At 46.3% G+C, this 20,793-nt stretch carries 17 protein-coding genes and 1 tRNA gene; 4 read left to right on the plus strand and 14 right to left on the minus strand.

The features are described from left to right. The first annotated feature begins 478 nt into the window (after positions 1 to 478). A complete protein-coding gene (locus FC652_RS12975; protein ID WP_176298901.1) occupies positions 479 to 2,542 on the plus strand; it encodes a bifunctional diguanylate cyclase/phosphodiesterase in 2,064 nt (687 codons plus the stop codon). On the opposite strand, the gene rimI is transcribed toward FC652_RS12975, so the two are convergent. The 4 genes from rimI to FC652_RS12995 form a co-directional block, all read right to left on the minus strand. Then, on the minus strand, positions 2,514 to 2,966 hold the full coding sequence (rimI, locus tag FC652_RS12980) for a ribosomal protein S18-alanine N-acetyltransferase (RefSeq protein WP_176298902.1): 453 nt from the start codon (positions 2,964 to 2,966) through the stop codon (positions 2,514 to 2,516). The two genes, FC652_RS12975 and rimI, sit on opposite strands and share 29 nt — an antisense overlap. Before the next feature lie 7 nt (positions 2,967 to 2,973). Next, positions 2,974 to 3,390: a DNA polymerase III subunit psi gene (locus FC652_RS12985; RefSeq protein ID WP_176298903.1), complete on the minus strand. Its 417-nt coding sequence runs from the start codon at positions 3,388 to 3,390 to the stop codon at positions 2,974 to 2,976. Between the two features lie 141 nt (positions 3,391 to 3,531). Next, positions 3,532 to 4,035 (minus strand): GNAT family N-acetyltransferase, encoded by a 504-nt coding sequence (locus tag FC652_RS12990; RefSeq protein ID WP_176298904.1) that lies wholly within the window; start codon positions 4,033 to 4,035, stop codon positions 3,532 to 3,534. Further along, complete coding sequence (locus FC652_RS12995) at positions 4,019 to 4,546, minus strand: SCP2 domain-containing protein (RefSeq protein WP_176298905.1); 528 nt, start codon at positions 4,544 to 4,546, stop codon at positions 4,019 to 4,021. Before FC652_RS12995 ends, FC652_RS12990 begins: the two co-directional genes overlap by 17 nt. A gap of 266 nt (positions 4,547 to 4,812) precedes the next feature. Here FC652_RS12995 and FC652_RS13000 point away from each other — a divergent pair, with 266 nt between their 5' ends. The 3 genes from FC652_RS13000 (at position 4,813) to FC652_RS13010 (ending at position 8,888) form a co-directional block, all read left to right on the plus strand. Then, positions 4,813 to 6,852, plus strand: a complete 2,040-nt coding sequence (locus FC652_RS13000; protein ID WP_176298906.1) for a bifunctional diguanylate cyclase/phosphodiesterase — start codon at positions 4,813 to 4,815, stop codon at positions 6,850 to 6,852. Between the two features lie 126 nt (positions 6,853 to 6,978). Further along, a complete protein-coding gene (locus FC652_RS13005) occupies positions 6,979 to 7,992 on the plus strand; it encodes a peptidase U32 family protein (RefSeq protein WP_176298907.1) in 1,014 nt (337 codons plus the stop codon). After that, the gene (locus FC652_RS13010; RefSeq protein ID WP_176298908.1) at positions 7,983 to 8,888 is read left to right on the plus strand and encodes a U32 family peptidase; all 906 of its coding nucleotides are present in this window, start codon (positions 7,983 to 7,985) and stop codon (positions 8,886 to 8,888) included. The genes FC652_RS13005 and FC652_RS13010 overlap by 10 nt, the downstream gene beginning before the upstream one ends. 90 nt (positions 8,889 to 8,978) lie before the next feature. Here the strand turns inward: FC652_RS13010 and FC652_RS13015 are convergent, their stop codons facing one another. The 10 genes from FC652_RS13015 to FC652_RS13060 all read right to left on the minus strand — a co-directional run bounded on the left by FC652_RS13015 (position 8,979) and on the right by FC652_RS13060 (position 20,789). Next, positions 8,979 to 10,310, minus strand: coding sequence for an MATE family efflux transporter (locus FC652_RS13015; protein WP_176298909.1), 1,332 nt, complete (start codon positions 10,308 to 10,310; stop codon positions 8,979 to 8,981). A gap of 112 nt (positions 10,311 to 10,422) precedes the next feature. Then, positions 10,423 to 11,331 (minus strand): lipoprotein NlpI, encoded by a 909-nt coding sequence (nlpI, locus tag FC652_RS13020; RefSeq protein ID WP_176298910.1) that lies wholly within the window; start codon positions 11,329 to 11,331, stop codon positions 10,423 to 10,425. A 120-nt stretch (positions 11,332 to 11,451) separates the two neighbouring features. Beyond that, the gene (gene pnp / locus FC652_RS13025; protein ID WP_011079626.1) at positions 11,452 to 13,578 is read right to left on the minus strand and encodes a polyribonucleotide nucleotidyltransferase; all 2,127 of its coding nucleotides are present in this window, start codon (positions 13,576 to 13,578) and stop codon (positions 11,452 to 11,454) included. A gap of 317 nt (positions 13,579 to 13,895) precedes the next feature. Further along, positions 13,896 to 14,165 carry a 30S ribosomal protein S15 gene (rpsO, locus tag FC652_RS13030; RefSeq protein WP_011079620.1) on the minus strand — a complete coding sequence of 90 codons (270 nt, stop codon included), beginning with the start codon at positions 14,163 to 14,165 and terminating at the stop codon, positions 13,896 to 13,898. Between the two features lie 152 nt (positions 14,166 to 14,317). Continuing rightward, entirely contained in the window at positions 14,318 to 15,262 is a 945-nt protein-coding gene (gene truB / locus FC652_RS13035; protein ID WP_176298911.1) for a tRNA pseudouridine(55) synthase TruB, read from the minus strand. Next, entirely contained in the window at positions 15,262 to 15,657 is a 396-nt protein-coding gene (gene rbfA, locus FC652_RS13040; protein ID WP_080536620.1) for a 30S ribosome-binding factor RbfA, read from the minus strand. Before rbfA ends, truB begins: the two co-directional genes overlap by 1 nt. Positions 15,658 to 15,756: 99 nt before the next feature. Continuing rightward, entirely contained in the window at positions 15,757 to 18,480 is a 2,724-nt protein-coding gene (gene infB, locus FC652_RS13045) for a translation initiation factor IF-2 (RefSeq protein ID WP_176298912.1), read from the minus strand. Positions 18,481 to 18,504: 24 nt separating this feature from the next. Then, a complete protein-coding gene (gene nusA / locus FC652_RS13050) occupies positions 18,505 to 19,992 on the minus strand; it encodes a transcription termination factor NusA (protein WP_176298913.1) in 1,488 nt (495 codons plus the stop codon). A 35-nt stretch (positions 19,993 to 20,027) separates the two neighbouring features. Continuing rightward, complete coding sequence (rimP, locus tag FC652_RS13055) at positions 20,028 to 20,483, minus strand: ribosome maturation factor RimP (protein ID WP_176298914.1); 456 nt, start codon at positions 20,481 to 20,483, stop codon at positions 20,028 to 20,030. Between the two features lie 229 nt (positions 20,484 to 20,712). Further along, positions 20,713 to 20,789, minus strand: a tRNA-Met gene (locus tag FC652_RS13060). Positions 20,790 to 20,793 lie beyond the last annotated feature (4 nt).

The following is a 20,793-nucleotide window of genomic DNA, read 5'->3' on the forward strand; positions in this document are numbered from 1 at the left end:
CTGAGTAGATTCAATTTTGCGCGGTATTCTCGCTTATTATCGGCCAATCGGCAACTTTGATCCGATCAACTCATCATTTCAATGAGAATAAGCGAGTACTGATAAATAGCCAATCTTAGCAGAATCAAACGGCGATTCTGCTTGCGTACCCAAACACCTCCTCGCAGCGCTAGAGGGACGAATTACATTTCCTCACCCTTTTCCTTAATTAACCGGTTTACTCCAAACGTCGACCAGCACTTAAGTAAAAAACGATATATAAACAGTCGCTAAGACTTGCCTGATTATCATTAATAACGAGTAGTTATCTTGCTTTATCGAGTAAATAACGTGAACCATTACATTTTGTCTCAACAATAGTACAACGCACTCAACAGAAACTTAGGGAAATAACCTTGTTGCGCAATTTCAAGTTGAGAATTAACCAAACGGGAAATATCGTCTATAACTAAAAGAGTAACTCACAGCGGTCATCAGTATGCTTAGAAACAAAAAGGTGCATTCGTTAGCTTTTAAGCAAGCCAGAACTGTGTTTCTGGTATCCGTTGTATTGGGGCTTTGCTTTAGCCTTTACCATATTCTGGCGGATCTACACCAAGAGCAACGTCGTATCGAAGAGCACTACCAGTTTAAGCTATTGCAAAATTATTCGAATGCCAGCCAAGCGGCTTATCATTTGAATCATTTATTAGCGGATCAGGTCGCCTCGACCTTGATGATGGATGGCGCGATTTATCGGGTTAAAATTGTTGATGACTTTGGCGATGTGCTCACTCAGAAACATCGCACCGTTGACTCACAGAACTTTACGACACAGTTGCTTTCGAGCTTCCTGACACCTGCTCAGCCTTTTTACAAGACTGAATTACATCAACCGAACACCAACACGATGGTAGGTGAGTTGAGTTTTTCGGTTGATGGTTCAAGTATCGCAGAAGCCTTTATCAAGAAATCGTCTCGCATCCTGTTGTTTGACCTCTTTCGCAACGTACTGCTAACGTCGATATTGCTGTTCTTTTTCTATTTCAAGCTGTCGAAACCAATCATTACTCTGATCAATTGGGTTAACTCACTACAAAATCGGAAAAATGCCGTTGAACTCCCCCCAGGGAATAACAACGATGAATTGGGACGCTTGGCGCTATCGTTTCACAATCTATGGCAAGCAAGGGCTGCCGCAGAGAGCCAACTCAATCAGCTGGCCTATTTTGACACGCTCACTGGACTCGCCAATCGCAGCTTGCTGCTCAAAAGCCTCACAGAGACACTGAAAGAGTCCCAAGAATCACAAACGCCTGGTGTGTTGTTTTATCTCGATCTCGATCGTTTTAAAACCATTAATGATTCACTTGGTCACACGATTGGCGATAAGCTGATGCGAACCATTGCTAAGCGATTAGAAGCTTGGCTGAAAACTGGAGAAATTGCCGCACGCATTGGTGGAGATGAGTTTGCCATTTTGATTCCCGCGCTTGACAGAGAAAACGCCGCCAACAAGGCGCAACAACTATTAACGTTGATATCCAATCCCTATTCGATAGATGACCACCAGCTCTATTGCACGGTCAGTATCGGCATATCCTGCTTCACCGACAAAGGTGCCTCGAGTATTGACGTTCTACGCCAAGCCGACACCGCTCTCTACCGAGCCAAAGTCGCAGGTCGCAATAAATACGTTTTTTATGAACCTGAAATGCAGGCGCAAGTGGAGTCGTTTTTAGAGATAGAGAAAGGGCTGCATGAAGCGCTGCATAAAGGGCAACTGGAGCTTTATTATCAACCTCAGGTCAACGCGCAACAACAAATCATTGGCGTTGAAGCGCTCATTCGTTGGAATCATCCAGAGAGAGGGGTGCTACCTCCTGGTATATTCATGCCAATAGCAGAGGAAACCGGGCAGATACTGCAAATTGGGGACTGGATCATTGAACAAGCGTGCTTCCAGTACGCCAAATGGAAGAAAGAGAACGTGTTACCCGCCAGTTTTCACCGATTAGCGATCAACATCAGTCCATTGCAGTTTTCTAAAAATGCCTTTGTCGAGCACATTACCCATGCACTGAAACAAGCCAATATCACGGGCGAACATATTGAGTTGGAAATCACCGAGAGCCTGCTATTGGAAAATGTCGAAAGTGCGATCAATAAAATGGCAGAGTTGAAAGAGCTGGATCTCAAAATCTCGATCGATGATTTTGGTACCGGTTACTCCTCACTACGCTATCTTAAGCATCTTGCGGTGGATGTATTGAAAATTGACCGCTCCTTTGTCACTCAACTTCACCTCGATCAAAGTGATCAAGCCATTGTCGATACCATTATCATGATCGCGGAGCGTTTGAACTTAGAAGTCATAGCAGAAGGAGTAGAAACAGAAGAGGAACTCAATGCGTTGATTGAACTCGGTTGTAAGCAGTTCCAAGGATATCTATTTGATAAACCACTCCCTGTAGCCGTGATTACGCAACGGCTAAAAGAGAGCTGCCAGCATGAGGCCAGTAGCTTATCAAAAGTCAAAAGCAACCAAATAAGTAACTCATAATAATCGCGTCTTCGTTGCCTGATTGTGTTGGGTAGTAATTGCGACGACGGTCTACCTCGTTAAATCCGATATCTTGATAAAGGTTCATCGCGCCGTGGTTACTTTCGCGCACCTCCAGCCAGGCACTTTCGGCCTTAGCCGCCTCACCTTTATCGATAAACGCTTCCAACAGCTGACGCCCGTATCCCTTTCGCTGATGCTGAGGAGAAACAGCAATATTAAGCAACGTCAGCTCACCGACGATGTTTTGTGCGTAAAAGTAACCTACGACCTCCTCGCCGAGTAGCATTACATGGTGCATTGCACCACGGCTAGACAGATCTTTTACCAAACTCTCAGCCCAAGGATGGCTATGGGCTTGTCGCTCAATGCGGAAAACGGCATCCAAATGCTCTGACGCCATAGGAACAATAATGAAACTCATCTTGGGACTACTCATAGGAACGAATTTGTTGCCAAAGTTCTCGGCGATGTTCTGTATTACCATCGATTTTGCTTAACTCTGGCGATTGCAGAATATTTGCCGTTGCAGCGTTTTCCATTGCAGATAGTGGCTTCACCGCACAACCTGCAAACCACACCCAATTGACCTTTAAAGGCTTAACCCAGCCCAGCTGTTCAGGCGTAATATGCCGAGCTTTCGCTAACTCAATTTGCATACTTTTTAGCACTTTTTCGAAAAACACGGCGGTGTGTTGAATAGGGCAACTTGGCGCGACAAGCAATAACTGACAATCATCGGGAAGCACAATGCTCGGAGATTCATACCCCATTAAGCGCTCAGGATGACTCACTTGCCAAAGGGATATCCCCATTTCTTGTAAATACAACTTCTCGTGTTCTGTCATTGTTCTACTACCTAAAAAGATCACGGCATACTAACAAAAAAGCGCCCTTTGCGTCATTTATCCATTGAGGTAAAAGCTCACCAAAAACAAATCGGCCTGTTGAACAGGCCGATATCTCGGATATAAACACAACCGTCACGCTTAAACAGCATCAAACTCTGGGCTATATTTCACTAGACCATGCTGGCCAGCAAACCCACCTTCCGCCATTGCAACCGCTTGGAAAGCCCCTTCAGGCAGTTCCCATTGACTATCGAAGCCCAATGTTTTTGCCGCCGAAAACCCAAAGCGCTGATAGAAAGTGGGATCGCCTAATACAAAGCAAGCAGGATAGCCAAACTCCAGCAATGTCGTTAGCCCCTCATTGACCAAGGTGCTCGCAATGCCCTGCTGTCGATAGTCTGCTTTTACCGCCAACGGTGCGAGCCCTTGCCAGCCGTTTTCCTCGCCGTTTAAATACATCGGCGTAAACATAACATGACCCACAACCTCACCCTCATCCGTGCAAGCCACTAATGAAAGGGTTAAACGGCCATTTTCGCGCAGCGCCATCACTAAGTTGGCTTCCGCATCCGTTGGAAAAACCTGTTTAAGCAGGCTGTCTATCACCAGTATGTCGGCAGGTGCTTCAGTTCGAATAAGCATTTGGAACCCCAGAATGTGTTTGAGGCGATTGTACTCCCTTATGAACAAAATCTGCTAACTGATTTAAACTAAATTGCACAGCTTTGGGTAACTGTTCTAAATCGACGCTGTCCATTAAGTTTTTTACTTCTAATCCAAGCTCGGTATCACCTTCAATCGTCAAACGACGTTGGAAAAATAGCGTGTCCGGATCTTCCTTTCTACCTGCTATCAGCACCAAATCATTCAAATTGCCCGAAAAGCAAACATCTTCCATTTGCTCTTTATCAGCCACGACGAGCTGCTCATTTTGAGAACTGATGTACCAACGTAAGTTGAGATCTTTAACTTCTACCTTCAACCACTTACCTTCCAAAAACTCAAAATCACCATCTTCCAATGCTTCTTTGAAGACCAACTTGAGCCCTTCAAGCAAGGCTTTTTTCTGTACAACTTGGGGCAATAACTGGACTGGAGATCGCAAAATTGATGCGGCATTTTGAACTAGTTGACTGCGAATCTTGTTTATCACGCTTATTTTCCGTTACTTTGTCATCAATGCGTCTATCTTAGTAGATAGGATGTGATGAATTACTGTTGTGCGTCAAAAAACGATTTCATATCGCGTTGTTTAAAATAATGACAATCAGCGACGTTTTTTTGACCTTGAATGAAATATTGTCACACTTGTACTGATAAAGCCTTTAATAACGCTATTATCGCAGTTATAGTGATTGTGTTTCAGCGATTTCATGACACGGACGAATAATTACGCTCTCTGGAGATGGGTAGTACTTGATGCCTTCCAAGCAAATGCACCACTGGTTTAATAAGTTAACTTCTAATAGCCCTTTTTTCTTTGCTATTCTTGACCAACATCACCACTATTGCTTGGTTAACGAACGCTATTGTGATGTGGCGGGTTTGACCCAAGAAGAACTGGTCGGTATGAGCGACACTGAAGTACTAGGGGATAATTTTTATCTTAAACTCAAACCCTATTACGAGCGAGCTCTGCTTGGTGAACACATTGAAGCGGAAATCACCCTAGACGAAACCGACCTTGAAACCAGTTTGCATTTCAGCTTATCGCCTCTTCTGGAGGGAAATGAGATTGCGCATTTGCTATTTCAAGCCATCGACACCTCAGAAAAGCACCTGCTCGTCAAATCCCTAGAAGAATCAGAGACCAAATTTTCACGCTTAACCCAGCTGCTGCCTGATGGATTACTGTTGGTTGAAGACGACATGATTCTGTCCGCAAACCCTTCGGCAGCGAGATTGCTGGGCTTTAATTCTCAGCATGATTTGCTGGGCGAAGAACTAAGCCGTCTTTTTATTGATGAAAAGAGCAAAATGGTGTTCAGCCACAAGCTCTCAACGCTGCTTTCAGAAAAAGCGTTTATCTGTATGACAAGTGCACGTTGTGGCTTTGAGCGCCGCGTTCAGTTGCATGCGGATTTCACCACCATACTGGGTAGCCAATCGCAAATCATCTTGATCCAAGATGCCGATGAAACGCCAAAACATCTTTCGGTGAAAAACGGCGATGATATTCATATTGACTCCCTCACGAAACTCTACAACCGTTTTGGTTTTACCAAACGTTTGGAACAGTTGATTAAAAGCCAAACCCCCTTGTTGTTGTTTTATCTCGATATCGATAACTTTAAAAACATCAATGACTCACTTGGTCACCATATTGGGGACAAAGTCATACTTGAGGTCGCAGCTAGACTCAAACGCCTATTGCCACAACACGCAGTGATTGGCCATCTTGGCGGTGATGAATTTGGTATTGTGTTGCCTGAACCTGAGAACAATCGCATGGCGGAACTCCTCTCCGAGCGGATTATCTCTTTGATCAACCAACCCTTTGATTTGCATCATTTCAGCAAACGCCTTGCCTGTTCTATCGGCAGTGTTCGTTATCCTGAAGATGGCCAAGATGCGCGAGTGCTGTTGCAAAATGCCGATACCGCGATGTACGAAGCCAAAGATCGCGGACGCAACCGACTCATCAAGTTTAACGACCAGATGAACAAAGAAGCACGTATGCGCCTCTGGTTGGAGATCGAACTGCAAAAAGCACTACAGCAAAATGGCCTTGAAGTGTGGTATCAACCGAAAGTGAATGCGCGTGACTTCAGCATTAATGGCGCCGAAGCGTTAGTACGCTGGAAGCACCCTGTCGAAGGATACATTAGCCCTGCGGCCTTTATTCCCGTAGCCGAAAAGGCGGGATTGATTGAACATCTCGGCCGTGTGGTTATGCGCGATGTGTTCAACACAGTCAAACGCTGGAAACTCCAGGGGATTCTGCCTGGGCGTGTTGCAATTAACTTATCGCCAGAACAGTTTGGTAATCCCAAATTGATCGACTTTATGGAAAAACTCCTGCGAACTACGGAGTTAGACCCTAACTGCATCACCTTCGAGCTGACCGAAAGTGCGGTAATGAGTGACAGTGACCACACTATTCAGATGCTCAACGCGATTAAGAAACTGGGCTTCTCACTCTCCATCGATGACTTTGGTACCGGTTATTCCTCACTGGCGTATTTAGCCCGCTTCCCGATTGATGAGCTGAAGATCGACCGCGCGTTTATCAACGACATTGACGTTTTACCGAAGCAGGTCACGGTGATTGAAAACATCATTAATCTCGGCAAATCTCTCAATCTCACCGTGGTGGCCGAAGGGGTAGAAACTCATCAGCAAGCGGCACTCCTGTCGAATTTGCGCTGTCACTCGATCCAGGGTTTCCATTTCCATCGCCCTCAGCCTAAACATGAGATAGAAGAACTGTTTGCGCAAAATCGTCGCCATAAAAACTGACCTTCTCCCCTCTCCAAAAGAGGTAAATCTCAATTTATTGCGCCAAACCTAACTTACATCAATTCTGCTATTCATATTCCTTCATAAAATGCCCACACCCTTTTCGTCTCAATTTGTAGTGAGCATATGGAACTCCTTTGTCCAGCAGGTAATCTTCCTGCTCTGAAAACCGCCATCGACTGCGGTGCCGATGCGGTGTATATCGGCTTTAAAGATGATACAAATGCCCGTCATTTCGCTGGACTGAACTTCAGCGGGAAAAAACTCGAGAAAGCGGTTCAATACGTCCACGATCACCAGAAAAAAATTCACGTCGCCTTGAACACGTTTGCGCATCCAGATGGCTTTGAGCGTTGGACAAATGCGGTCGATATGGCGGCGGCATTGGGTATCGATGCTCTGATCGTTGCCGACATCGCTGTGTTAGAATATGCAGCACGAAAATACCCTCACCTTGAACTGCATTTATCGGTTCAAGCCTCGGCCACCAATGTCGCAGCGGTCGAGTTCTATCAGCAGAATTTCAATGTTAAACGCGTTGTACTGCCGCGCGTATTGTCGATTCATCAAGTGAAGCAACTGTCACGCAATATCCCACAAGGGGTAGAGTTGGAGGTTTTTGCCTTTGGTAGCTTGTGCATCATGTCAGAAGGCCGCTGCTACTTGTCTTCCTATTTAACGGGAGAGTCTCCCAATACCGTCGGCGCTTGCTCACCCGCCAAATATGTACGCTGGCAAGAAACACCAACGGGGCTAGAGTCACGTCTCAATAACATATTGATCGACAAATACGGTCATGGTGAAAACGCAGGCTATCCGACTCTCTGTAAAGGCCGCTTTGATGCTCACATAGAGGGGGAATCCAAACGCTACCACGCACTAGAAGAGCCAACCAGTCTCAACACGCTGTCGTTGCTGCCGGAACTGTTTGCTGCCAATATCGCCTCGGTAAAAATCGAAGGCCGTCAGCGTAGCCCTGCCTATGTCGAGCAAGTGACTCGAACTTGGCGCGCGGCGATTGATCGTTACCAAGCGAATCCACAAGCCTATCAAGTGGAAGAGGCTTGGAATGCCGCACTGGCGAATGTCTCCGAAGGGACACAAACCACGCTCGGCGCTTATCATCGTCAATGGCAATAAGGATTCAAGGAAACAAGATGAAATACTCACTCGGTCCGCTACTTTACTTCTGGCCCAAGCAGAATGTTGAAGACTTTTACCATCAAGCGAAAAACAGCTCTGCCGACATCATCTATTTGGGGGAATCGGTCTGCTCCAAACGCCGTGAAATGAAACCTGCACACTGGTTTGAGTTGGCGAAAGAGCTTTCCAGTGCAGGCAAGCAAGTGGTGCTTTCCACCATGGCACTGCTCGAAGCCCCAAGCGAAGTCAACGTGATGAAAAAGTACATCGATAACGGTGACTTTGCCATTGAAGCGAACGACGTATCGGCTATTCAGTTGGCGTTTGAAAAGCGTGTTCCCTTTGTTGTAGGCCCAGCAGTCAACACATACAATGCGCACACGCTTAAATTGTTCCTTAAACAAGGGATGATTCGTTGGTGCATGCCTGTCGAGTTGTCTCGTGAATGGCTGCAAAACGTATTAACCCAATGCGATGAAGTGGGCATTCGCAACCAATTTGAAGTAGAAGTCTTTAGCCATGGCTATTTGCCGCTCGCCTATTCCGCACGCTGCTTTACCGCCCGAGCAGAAAACAAAGCCAAAGACGACTGTGAAACCTGCTGCATCAAATACCCAACGGGCATTCAAGTGCACAGCCAAGAAGGCCAAGCGGTATTCAATCTCAATGGCATACAGACGCAATCCGGTTACTGCTACAACCTGATTAACGATCTCCCTGCCATGCAAGGATTGGTGGATGTGGTGCGTGTCAGCCCATTAGGGTTAGAGACATTGACGACTGTCGATCAATTTCGCGCCAACGAACAAGGCGTACAGCCGCGTCAAATCGAAGACCGTCAATGCAATGGCTACTGGCACCAAATTGCAGGCCTAGAGGTGAAAAATCTCTAGCTTTATCCTGTTAAAACAACAAAGAGGGCTTGCACCCTCTTTGTTATCTTACCGTTCTATTTTCCTACTCTTCGATGTTCTTCCATATACCTACGCTTCAACCCACTGATTTTTAGGCATTCGCTTGATATCGCGCCATAGCATAACCGCCACCACTAAGGTCAGTGCAATATTTGACAATGGGAAAGCCAGCCAAACCCCAGTAATACCGAGCAATTTAGGCATAATGAAGAGAAACGGCAGTTGCACCATCATATTGCCAATACTGACAAATAACGCCTTTCCACCACGGTTCACCGATTGATAGTAGGCCGCTGTCACCACCAGAAAGCCATCTAAGAACATGGCAAACATATGGAGTCGTATCCCCGTAATGGTGTGCTGAGTCAGTTCAGCGTCGTTCGCATTAAATACCGCCACCACTTGCTCAGGGAATAGATTCAATAAACCAATAAACACCATGCCCGTCAGCACCGCAGAGCTCATCGCAATTTTGAGTAACTTTTTGATATTGTCACTGTGGCCAGCCCCATGATAGAAACTCGCCAATGGCTGCATACCATTAGCAATTCCTTCTGCAATCAAATAATAGACAACGATGATGTAACCAAGGATCGCATAAGCCCCCACCAACACTGGGCTACCATAGCTCAACAACAAGCTATTGTGCAGCGCCACCATCATGGAGCCATAGGCGTACATAAAGAAGCTTGACGTCCCAATAGCGAAAATTTGTGGTAACAAACGCCATTGAAACGAGAAATTGTGCTTCGACAAACGCAGTTTGGCTTTGCGTGAAAAAAAGTATCTGAGCCCCACCAGCAGCACCACCATTTGAGCCAATGCTGTGGCGATTGCCGCCCCCGTTAACTGCCACTGCAATAGACCGATAAACAGGTAGTCGAGAACGATATTGGTGATCGCGCCCAACACCATCAGCATCGTCGCCAAATTGGGACTACCATCATTGCGCAGCAAAATCGGCATGGCGATCGAGCCCAAGGTGAACAAGCAAGAAAACACCAATACGTCGAGATACTGTAAGCCGAGTTGGAACACCTCTCCTTGCGCGCCTTGCAAACGCAGAAAGTCATCCGCAAAGCACCAGAGCAAAATCGACACCACAGGGCTCATCAGCAGCAACAGTACCAAGCCCGTCGACAACACGGCTTGCGCTTTTTGCGGCTGTTTCTCACCAAGTCGGATAGAAGCCAGCGCGCCTGTTCCTACTCCCACCATTAAACCGATACCCAAAATAGAGCCAATCAGTGGCCACGCCACATTAATCCCCGCAAGCCCTGCGGCACCAACGTAATGGCCAATAAAAATACCATCCACCACTTGATATAAGCCGTTCACAAGCATGGCGGCAATGGTCGGTATGGTATAGCGCCAAAATTGGCGATAAATGGAGACGTTCATCTAGGAAAACTCAAACAGAACAATGAAAACTAGAACTTGATTTGGCGGGCGCTAAAAGAAACCCTCGAGCATCATCAATGTCGAGGGTGGTTCACTGGCGAAGTGACAATGCCTATGGCGTACTTTTTGCTTGTGCCTTAGCCAGTCGCTCCGACTGAAGTTGCTGATATATATGCCCAAGTTCTAAAAACGCGTAGCGATGCTCAACGTACTCATAAACATTGAAAGAGATCGCTAACTTATACAATGAGATCGCATTGGCAAAGTCGCCTTTCTGCTGATAGCGCTTGGCAAGATAGAAATAGACTTCGGTTAAACGCTGCGCCAATAGCACATTTTCACGAGATGCATCAATGATCGCTTTGAACGCTTGTTCCTCAGACACTTGCTCACCCATTAACGCAACCAGCACCCATCCCCACTCTTCACTGCGCTGTTGATAGCGACTCAGTAAATCCGCCTTGGCTTGAACAGGATCGAGATCCGATTCAATGATGTACAGCCAAAGCACACGAAACGGATCGTGCGGATCATCTTGATAATGCTTCTGCATCTCTTCTTTTGCCAGATCCAAACGGCCACCGTAATAGAGTGCGATAGCGCGATTACGCTCTGCATAACTATTGCTTGGGTCGAGCTCTAACGTTGAGTCGAATGCTTCGTAAGCGGCATCATATTCACCCACTTGTGTGAAATAGACGCCCAATAAATTGAAGATATCTGGCTGTGCAGGATTCAATTGCAGAGACTGATTAAAATCGAGTCTGGCTAAATCACGCAAACCGACACTGTCATAGTAGTTGCCACGTTCGTAATGCATTTTCGCACGAACTTCATCACTGAGATCGGTGCGTTGCAGCAATTGTGACAAACGCGCAATTTGCACCTCTTGCTGGACACTCGCCTGCAATGGCACTGCCATTGGCGGATACACCCACTGACTCTTGTTGCCACTGGTGGTTGATGCACAGCCTGTTGTCGCCAACGCGATACACAGACTAACGGTTTGAAACCATTTCACTAAAAGGCACTCCTGTGAAGACTGCGAAAATAAAAAGGGGAGCTCAATGCTCCCCTTTATAACATGCTTTCAGGCTTTTAAGCGAGAAAAGCCCTAGACAAGTATGTGTCAACGTGAAGATTACTCTTCTTCTGCCGCTGGCGCTTCTGCTTCAACTGGCTTTTCTACCGCTTCTTTCATGCTTAGACGAACGCGGCCTTGGCGGTCGATTTCAAGTACTTTAACTTGAACTTCTTGACCTTCAGTTAGGTAGTCAGACACTTTCTCTACACGCTTGTCAGCGATTTGAGAAATGTGAACAAGACCATCTTTACCTGGAAGAATCGTTACGAACGCACCAAAATCCGCTAGGCGAGCTACTTTACCTGTGTAGATTACGCCCACTTCAACTTCAGCGGTGATCTCTTGAATACGACGGATCGCTTCTTTCGCTGCCGCACCTTCTGTTGCTGCAATCTTGATAGTACCGTCATCTTCGATTTCGATGGTTGTGCCTGTCTCTTCAGTTAGAGCACGGATCACTGCGCCACCTTTACCGATAACGTCTTTGATCTTGTCTGCGCTGATCTTCATCGTGTGGATGCGAGGAGCGAACTCAGAGATATCGTCACGAGCACCAGAGATAGCTTGATCCATTACAGATAGGATGTGCTTACGCGCGCCTTGAGCTTGGTTAAGCGCAATCTGCATGATCTCTTTCGTGATACCTTCGATCTTGATGTCCATTTGAAGTGCAGTGATACCAGTAGAAGTACCTGCAACTTTAAAGTCCATGTCACCTAGGTGGTCTTCGTCACCAAGGATATCTGAAAGAACAACAAAATCGTCGCCTTCTTTAACCAGACCCATTGCGATACCAGCAACAGAAGCCTTGATTGGCACACCAGCGTCCATAAGCGCTAGAGAAGTACCACATACAGAAGCCATTGAAGATGAACCGTTAGATTCTGTGATTTCTGAAACAACACGTACTGTGTATGGGAACTCATCAATTGATGGCATTACTGCAGCAATACCACGCTTCGCAAGTTTACCGTGACCGATTTCACGACGCTTCGGAGAACCTACAAAACCCGTTTCGCCTACACAGTATGGAGGGAAGTTGTAGTGTAGTAGGAAGTAATCTTTCTTCTCACCCGTTAGCTCGTCGATGATTTGTGCATCACGTTGAGTACCTAGCGTCGCCGTTACGAGCGCCTGAGTCTCACCACGAGTGAATAGTGAAGAACCGTGAGTACGTGGAAGAACGCCAGTACGTACATCTAGTGCACGAACCATGTCTTTTTCACGGCCATCGATACGTGGGTTGCCAGCAATGATGCTACGACGCACAACCGTCTTCTCAAGATCGTGGAAGATAGTGTGAATTTCTTTTGCATCTGCTTCTGGATCTTCAGCAAGGATAACTGCATTAACTTCTGCCGCAATCTCATGGATACGGTCGTAACGAGCCATCTTTTCAGTAATTTTGTAAGCTTCAACAAGTTTCGCTTCTGCTAGATCCGCCACTTTCTCGTTAAGAGCTGTGTTCGCTTCAGGAGCAACCCAATTCCAAGATGGCGTCGCAACTTCTGCTGCGAATTCGTTGATCGCTTTGATCACTGCTTGTTGTTGGTCGTGACCAAATACCACTGCAGATAGCATTTCTTCTTCAGTTAGGTTGTCAGCTTCTGACTCAACCATTAGCACTGCAGATTCAGTACCCGCAACAACAAGATCTAGACGAGATGCGTTTAGTTCAGTGTTGCTTGGGTTTAGTACAAGTTGACCGTCAATGTGACCAACACGTGCTGCGCCGATAGGACCGTTGAATGGAATACCAGAGATAGCAAGCGCTGCAGAGGTACCAATCATGGTTGGGATATCTGGTTGTACGTCTGGGTTAACAGACACTACCGTGGCGATAACTTGTACTTCGTTATTAAAACCCTCTGGGAATAGAGGACGAATTGGGCGGTCGATTAGACGTGCAGTCAGCGTTTCACCTTCAGAAGGACGGCCTTCACGCTTGAAGAAACCACCAGGAATTTTACCTGCAGCGTAAGTACGCTCTTGGTAGTTTACGGTTAGAGGGAAGAAGTCCTGACCTGGAACTGCTTCTTTCTTACCGACAACAGAAACAAATACTGCAGTGTCATCCATAGTAACCATAACAGCAGCGGTTGCTTGACGTGCGATAACGCCAGTTTCTAGAGTAACCGTGTGGTTACCGTACTGGAACGTTTTAACAACTGGTTTTTCGAACATTGTTATTCCTTGTTCTAAGCGAGGCTTAGATGAGTTATCAGATGTCCATGCATTACGAATCGCGACTAGTAAAAACAGGCTTACAGAGAATAGAAACAGAAGTCACTTTCAGTCCCCAAGGTTAGAGAAACCCACTTTTAATAGTCGCGACCTTTAGGTCGACGAGGTTGACTGTAATGCGATGAACGATATCGTCATTTCCACTAAGGAAATGACCGACCGTAGTATAACGGCTTGAAAACGATTTGGCTAAATTTAGCGTACAAAAAAGGGGCATATAGCCCCTTTTTCAACAAACTGTGCTATGCAGTCACTAATTAGCGACGTAGGCCTAGACGTTTGATTAGGTCTTGGTAGCGAGCTAGATCTTTACCTTTTAGGTAGTCTAGAAGCTTACGACGACGAGAAACCATGCGTAGAAGACCACGACGGCTGTGGTGATCGCCTTTGTGCGCTTGGAAGTGACCTTGTAGGTGGTTGATAGAAGCAGTTAGTAGTGCTACTTGTACTTCTGGTGAACCAGTGTCGCCTTCGCCACGTGCGTAATCAGCAACGATTGCTGCTTTAGTTTCTGCATTCAGAGACATAATTCTCTCCTAATAAGAGTAGGTTAATATTTGTGCCAGCCAATCTCTGATTCAGCCGACACGAGGAGCGCGAATTATAGGGAATATTCTCCCTTTGAGCAATACAAAAATACCGGCCTCTGTGCCGGTATTTTTATTTATGCTCTGCTTCGCTACTCTTCGTCGCGAAAAACCACCAAACGTTTTGGTGCAATTTTCCCATCGCGATTCATTTCACCGACACCGATAAAGCGTCTTTCTTCACCCATGGTCAGTCTGAGTTGGCCTTCTGTAGGCGCACCCAAGACTTGAACAGCTTGGCCATGCATCACCATATCGGCTAGATCCGCGATCAGATTCACTTCTGGCAAATCTTCAACTGCGGTATCCATCGGCATCAGCAGTGGATCCAACACCTCACGTGGTGCAACACCATCACGATTGGCGTTATCAACCAATTCATTAAGCTGCTCTAAGGTCACCATGTTTTCATAAGGGTATTTTGCAACACCTGTACGACGTAGCATGGTTACGTGGGCACCACAGCCAAGCATTTCACCTAGATCGTCGACGATTGTGCGAATGTAAGTACCTTTTGAGCAATGCACTTCCATTTCCACTTCCTCGCCTTCAAAGCGGTGAAGAGTGATCTCATAGACGGTTATCTTACGAGACTCACGTGGCACCTCAATGCCTTTACGTGCATATTCATATAAAGGCTTACCTTGATATTTCAATGCTGAGAACATCGAGGGTACTTGATCAGATTCGCCACGGAATTTCGCAATACACGCTTCTAGGGTCTCAAGCGTCACGTTAACAGGGCGCGTTTCCACTACGTCACCGTCAGAATCTGAGGTGTCGGTGCGCTCACCTAGCTTGGCAATCACTCGATAGCGTTTGTCTGAGTCGAGCAAGAACTGAGAAAACTTTGTCGCTTCACCAAGGCAGATTGGCAACATACCCGTCGCCAAAGGGTCAAGCGCGCCTGTATGGCCGGCTTTTTCAGCGAAGTAAAGACGTTTTACTTTTTGCAAAGCATCGTTAGATGACATTCCTGTTGGTTTATCTAATAAGATAACACCATCAATCGGGCGACCTTTACGACGACGAGCCATTACTCTTCGTCCTCACGACCTGCATCTTTTTGCTTGAGTTTGTCTTTGTTAACCACTTCCGTTACTAGGTTTGACATGCGCATACCTTCAACCAAAGTGTTGTCATAATAGAAGCGAACTTCTGGCGTTAGACGAAGACGGATACGTTTACCCAACATCATGCGAATATGCACTTCGTGTTCACGCAGCGCGGCAAGACAAGATTCAGGGGTTTGCTCGCCAATGCACAGGAAGGTAACAAACACTTTCGCATAAGCGAGGTCACGTGAGACTTCCACATCAGAAATCGTCACCATGCCCAAACGAGAATCACGAACTTCACGCTGAAGGATCATCGCAAGTTCTTTTTGCAGCTGCTGTGAAACACGCTGCGTGCGGCTAAAATCTTTTGACATATCTTTTCTCTTATATAGAAAGAATGGGGGGTGGATATCCCAACCCCCCATGGCGTATTCAACAACCTACTATTGCCCGTTATCGGCAATTTTAGTCAATTAATCGATAGTACGCTTGATCTCAATCGTTTCGAATACTTCGATTTGGTCACCAACGCGAACGTCATTGTAGTTCTTAACGCCGATACCACACTCGTAGCCATTCTTAACTTCTGCAACGTCGTCTTTAAAGCGACGTAGTGACTCAAGCTCACCTTCGTAAATTACAACGTTATCACGAAGTACACGGATTGGTGCGTTACGCTTGATCAGACCTTCAGTAACCATACAGCCAGCGATTGCGCCAAGCTTAGGTGACTTAAATACGTCACGAACTTCAGCCAGACCAATGATCTCTTGTTTGAATTCAGGCGCAAGCATACCGCTCATCGCTTGTTTCACTTCGTCAATCAATTGGTAAATGATTGAGTAGTAACGTAGATCAATGCTTGCCGCTTCGATAGCACGACGCGCAGAGGCATCAGCACGAACGTTAAAGCCCAAGATGATCGCGTTAGACGCTTCAGCCAGAACCGCATCAGTCTCAGTGATACCACCAACACCAGAGCCCACAATGTTCACTTTCACTTCTTCAGTTGAAAGTTTTGTTAGTGAGTCTGCGATAGCTTCAACAGAGCCTTGTACGTCCGCTTTCAGTACGATGTTCAATTCTGCAACATCACCAGCCGCCATGTTAGAGAACATGTTCTCTAGTTTAGACTTCTGTTGACGAGCCAGTTTCACTTCGCGGAACTTACCAGCGCGGTAGTTAGCAACTTCACGTGCTTTACGCTCATCACGAACCACAGTCGCTTCATCACCTGCCGCTGGAACGCCAGAAAGACCTAAGATCTCTACAGGGATTGATGGACCAGCTTCGTTAACTTCGTTACCGATTTCGTCACGCATCGCACGTACACGGCCATACTCTTGACCACATAGAACGATATCGCCTTTACGTAGCGTACCAGATTGAACAAGTACAGTTGCAACAGGACCACGACCTTTATCAAGGCGAGATTCCACAACCACACCAGAAGCCATACCTTCTTTCACTGCTGTTAGTTCTAGAACTTCAGCTTGAAGAAGGATTGTCTCAAGTAGTTGATCAATGTTAGTACCTTGTTTCGCAGAGATGTGAACGAACATGTTCTCACCGCCCCACTCTTCAGGCATTACGTTGTACTGAGATAGCTCGTTCTTAACGTTGTCTGGGTTTGCTTCTTCTTTATCGATCTTGTTCACTGCAACAATCAGTGGAACACCCGCCGCTTTCGCGTGCTGAATTGCTTCTACAGTTTGTGGCATTACACCATCGTCTGCCGCAACAACAAGAACAACGATATCCGTCGCTTGAGCACCACGAGCACGCATTGCGGTAAACGCCGCGTGTCCAGGAGTATCTAGGAAGGTGATCATGCCGTTTTCAGTTTCAACGTGGTATGCGCCGATGTGCTGAGTAATGCCGCCCGCTTCGCCAGATGCAACGTGAGTACGACGAATGTAGTCAAGCGTTGACGTTTTACCATGGTCAACGTGGCCCATGATGGTTACAACAGGAGCACGTGGTACCGCTTCAAACATGTTGTCACGATCAGAAAGTACCGCTTCTTCAAGCTCGTTTTCTTTGCGTAGGACAACTTTATGACCCATTTCTTCAGCAACAAGCTGCGCTGTTTCTTGGTCGATAACTTGGTTGATGGTTGCCATAGCACCCATCTTCATCATCACTTTGATAACTTCTGTCGCTTTTACCGACATCTTGTTCGCAAGTTCTGAAACAATGATCGTTTCACCAATCACAACGTCTGATTTCGCAACAACTGCGCTCTTATCAAAACCGTGTTGCATTGATTTAGGCTTAGAAAGTTTGCCTTTACGGCCACCCTTTCCGCCACGTTGTACACGTGGGCCACCACGCTCATCATTTTCGCTCGCTTTAGCAGAAGATTTAGTCTTCTTCTTACGGCGACGAGCTTCTTCTTCTTTACGATCTGCTTCATCTTCGGCTTCACGTGCATATTGTGAAGTCGTTACATGGTAATCTGTATCTTCCATATCACCCTTATTCTCTTCTGCAGCAGACCAACGCTCTTTATTCTTTTCAGCCATCTCGCGAGCTTCTTCAAGCTTGCGCTGACTTTCCTCTTCAGCCTTACGCTTAGCTTCTTCTTCCTGACGACGTTTTAGCTCTTCGGCCTCTTTTCGCGCTGCTTCTTGCTTAACTTTTTCTTCAACGTCACGTTTTGCTTTACCTTCAGCATCACGTTTCGTTTTCTCTTCTGCATTACGATCAACCGATTTCTCAGCTTCACGTTTTGCGGCTTCTTCAGCTTCACGTTTTGCTTTTTCTTCAGCTTCACGTTTCGCTTTTTCTTCAGCTTCACGTTTCGCTGCTTCTTCGGCCGCACGTTTTGCTGCTTCTTCAGCTTCACGTTGCGCCGCTTCTTCAGCTTCGCGTTTTGCTTCGTCTTCGATTGCACTACGTTTCACGTAGGTACGTTTTTTGCGCACTTCAATCTGAACATCTTTACTCTTACCGCCGCCAGCATTAACACTTAGCGTGCTGCGTGTTTTACGCTGTAGAGTCAAACGAGTTGGTTCGGTCTCACCTGAAGTGTCACCGTGCTCTTTTTTCAGATGAGTCAACAGTTTCTGCTTCTCTTCATCTGATACTTGATCTGAACTCGATTTTTTCATGCCTGCATCAGCAAGTTGTTCCAATAAGCGGTCAACTGGCGTACCAATTTCTTCACTCAGTGCTTTAACTGTAAGTTGTGTCATGCCGCTTCCTCCCCTTGCTGAATATTATGCTTCTTCTCCGAACCAACAGATATTACGCGCTGCCATGATCAACTGACCGGCACGCTCTTCTGTTAGACCGTCGATACCTTCTAAATCATCGATGCCTTGGTCTGCTAGATCTTCCAGTGTCGAAACACCTTTAGCAGCCAGTTTGAAGGCCATATCACGTTCAAGACCTTCAAGGCTCAGCAGATCTTCTGCTGGCTCTACGCCTTCAAATGACTCTTCACGAGCAAGTGCAATTGTCGTTAGCGCGTCTTTCGCGCGGCTACGAAGTTCTTCAATTAGGTCTTCATCCAGACCTTCAACTTCTAATAGCTCATTAACTGGTACGTATGCGACTTCTTCTAGTGTAGAGAAACCTTCCTCAACCAAAAGTTGTGCAAAGTCTTCTTCAATATCCAGATACTTCATGAAGTTTTCGATTGACGCTTGAGACTCTTCTGCGTGTTTCTTTTGCAGATCTTCAACCGTCATTACGTTGAGTTCCCAACCAGTTAGCTGAGAGGCAAGACGTACGTTTTGACCATTACGACCGATAGCTTGAGCCAAGTTACCCGCCTCAACTGCGATATCCATCGAGTGTGCATCTTCATCAACGATGATGGATGCAACATCCGCTGGTGCCATCGCGTTGATAACGAACTGAGCCGGGTTATCGTCCCAAAGCACGATATCGATACGCTCGCCGCCAAGCTCACCAGAAACCGCCTGAACACGAGCACCACGCATGCCAACACACGCACCCACTGGATCGATACGTCTGTCGTTGGTTTTCACTGCAATTTTGGCGCGAGAACCAGGATCGCGTGCAGCCGCTTTAAGCTCAATGATCTCTTCTGCGATTTCAGGCACTTCAACTCGGAATAGTTCAGCAAGCATTTCTGGTTTAGAACGCGTGATGAATAGTTGGAAGCCACGTGCTTCTGGCGCCACTTTATAAAGAAGACCACGTACACGGTCACCCGGACGGAAGTTTTCACGAGGTAGCTGATCGTCACGTAGGATTACCGCTTCCGCGTTGTTGCCTAGATCAAGAACAACTGTTTCACGGTTTACTTTTTTCACAACGCCAGTAACTAGGTCACCTTCGTTGTCAATAAACTGCTCAACGATTTGTGCACGTTCCGCTTCGCGAACTTTTTGCACGATAACCTGTTTCGCGGTTTGTGTGGTGATGCGGTCAAACGTGACTGACTCAATCTCTTCTTCAATAAAGTCACCAAGCTGGACAGATTCGTCGTCGTAGTTTGCAGCTTCGAACGAAATTTCTTTCGTTGGGTTTTCAACTTCGTCAACCACCAACCAACGACGGAATGTCACGAACTCGCCCGTTTTACGGTCGATTGCAACACGAACATCAATTTCGATTTCGTATTTTTTCTTAGTCGAAGTCGCTAGAGCAATCTCCAAAGCTTCAAAGATACGCTCACGAGGTACCGCTTTCTCGTTCGATACCGCTTCTGCTACCGCTAGAATTTCTTTACTCATTTAATTAGCCTCTAATCTGAAAATTTTTTCAGGAACTAAAATTTAGGGATAAGGTTAGCTTTGGATATGTTGCTCAAAGCAAAGTCTTCTTGCTGTCCATCAACAGTCAGCGTGATCGTCTCACCATCAACAGAATGAATTTCGCCTTTCCATTTACGACGGTTGGCGACAGCCATCTTCAGTACAACATTGACTTCTTGGCCAATGAACTGCTCGTAATGTGCAGGTTTAAAAAGTGGTCTGTCTAAACCTGGTGAAGAAACCTCTAGGCTATAAGCCACTGAAATTGGATCTTCTACGTCCAAAACCGCACTCACTTGGTGACTTACTTCAGCACAGTCATCAACAGTGATGCCATTTTCGTGGTCAATAAAGATACGCAAGGTTGAGTGCTCACCAGCACGAATAAATTCTAATCCAACCAACTCATAACCTGATGCAACAACGGGTGCTTCAAGCATCTCTGTCAGTTGTCTTTCTAAACCAGTCATTCAAACCACTCCAGAAATAAAAAAAGGGCTCAGAGCCCAATAAAAAAACCAAGCAAGATCTGAACACTGACTGTTTGATACAGAGAGAAATTCAGATAACAAAAAACCCCGAAAGTCGGGGTTTTTTGTTGCTGGACCCTGATACGTTAAATAACTTTGTCACTAAAATGACTAACTTATTTAACTTGTAGTGTGGTTAGCACTACCAAACTTGCATCCAATCTAAAATTGGTTGCGGGGGCCGGATTTGAACCGACGACCTTCGGGTTATGAGCCCGACGAGCTACCAAGCTGCTCCACCCCGCGTCCG

Origin of the sequence: Vibrio sp. 05-20-BW147, assembly GCF_013369385.1 — a bacterium.
Classification (GTDB): domain Bacteria; phylum Pseudomonadota; class Gammaproteobacteria; order Enterobacterales; family Vibrionaceae; genus Vibrio; species Vibrio floridensis.

Coding starts and splice junctions, on each gene's coding strand:
- FC652_RS12975 (WP_176298901.1), top strand. CDS start 479: ATGCTTAGAAACAAAAAGGTGCATTCGTTAGCTTTTAAGCAAGCCAGA.
- rimI (WP_176298902.1), bottom strand. CDS start 2,966: ATGAGTTTCATTATTGTTCCTATGGCGTCAGAGCATTTGGATGCCGTT.
- FC652_RS12985 (WP_176298903.1), bottom strand. CDS start 3,390: ATGACAGAACACGAGAAGTTGTATTTACAAGAAATGGGGATATCCCTT.
- FC652_RS12990 (WP_176298904.1), bottom strand. CDS start 4,035: ATGCTTATTCGAACTGAAGCACCTGCCGACATACTGGTGATAGACAGC.
- FC652_RS13000 (WP_176298906.1), top strand. CDS start 4,813: ATGCCTTCCAAGCAAATGCACCACTGGTTTAATAAGTTAACTTCTAAT.
- FC652_RS13005 (WP_176298907.1), top strand. CDS start 6,979: ATGGAACTCCTTTGTCCAGCAGGTAATCTTCCTGCTCTGAAAACCGCC.
- FC652_RS13010 (WP_176298908.1), top strand. CDS start 7,983: ATGGCAATAAGGATTCAAGGAAACAAGATGAAATACTCACTCGGTCCG.
- FC652_RS13015 (WP_176298909.1), bottom strand. CDS start 10,310: ATGAACGTCTCCATTTATCGCCAATTTTGGCGCTATACCATACCGACC.
- pnp (WP_011079626.1), bottom strand. CDS start 13,578: ATGTTCGAAAAACCAGTTGTTAAAACGTTCCAGTACGGTAACCACACG.
- rpsO (WP_011079620.1), bottom strand. CDS start 14,165: ATGTCTCTGAATGCAGAAACTAAAGCAGCAATCGTTGCTGATTACGCA.
- truB (WP_176298911.1), bottom strand. CDS start 15,262: ATGGCTCGTCGTCGTAAAGGTCGCCCGATTGATGGTGTTATCTTATTA.
- rbfA (WP_080536620.1), bottom strand. CDS start 15,657: ATGTCAAAAGATTTTAGCCGCACGCAGCGTGTTTCACAGCAGCTGCAA.
- infB (WP_176298912.1), bottom strand. CDS start 18,480: ATGACACAACTTACAGTTAAAGCACTGAGTGAAGAAATTGGTACGCCA.
- nusA (WP_176298913.1), bottom strand. CDS start 19,992: ATGAGTAAAGAAATTCTAGCGGTAGCAGAAGCGGTATCGAACGAGAAA.
- rimP (WP_176298914.1), bottom strand. CDS start 20,483: ATGACTGGTTTAGAAAGACAACTGACAGAGATGCTTGAAGCACCCGTT.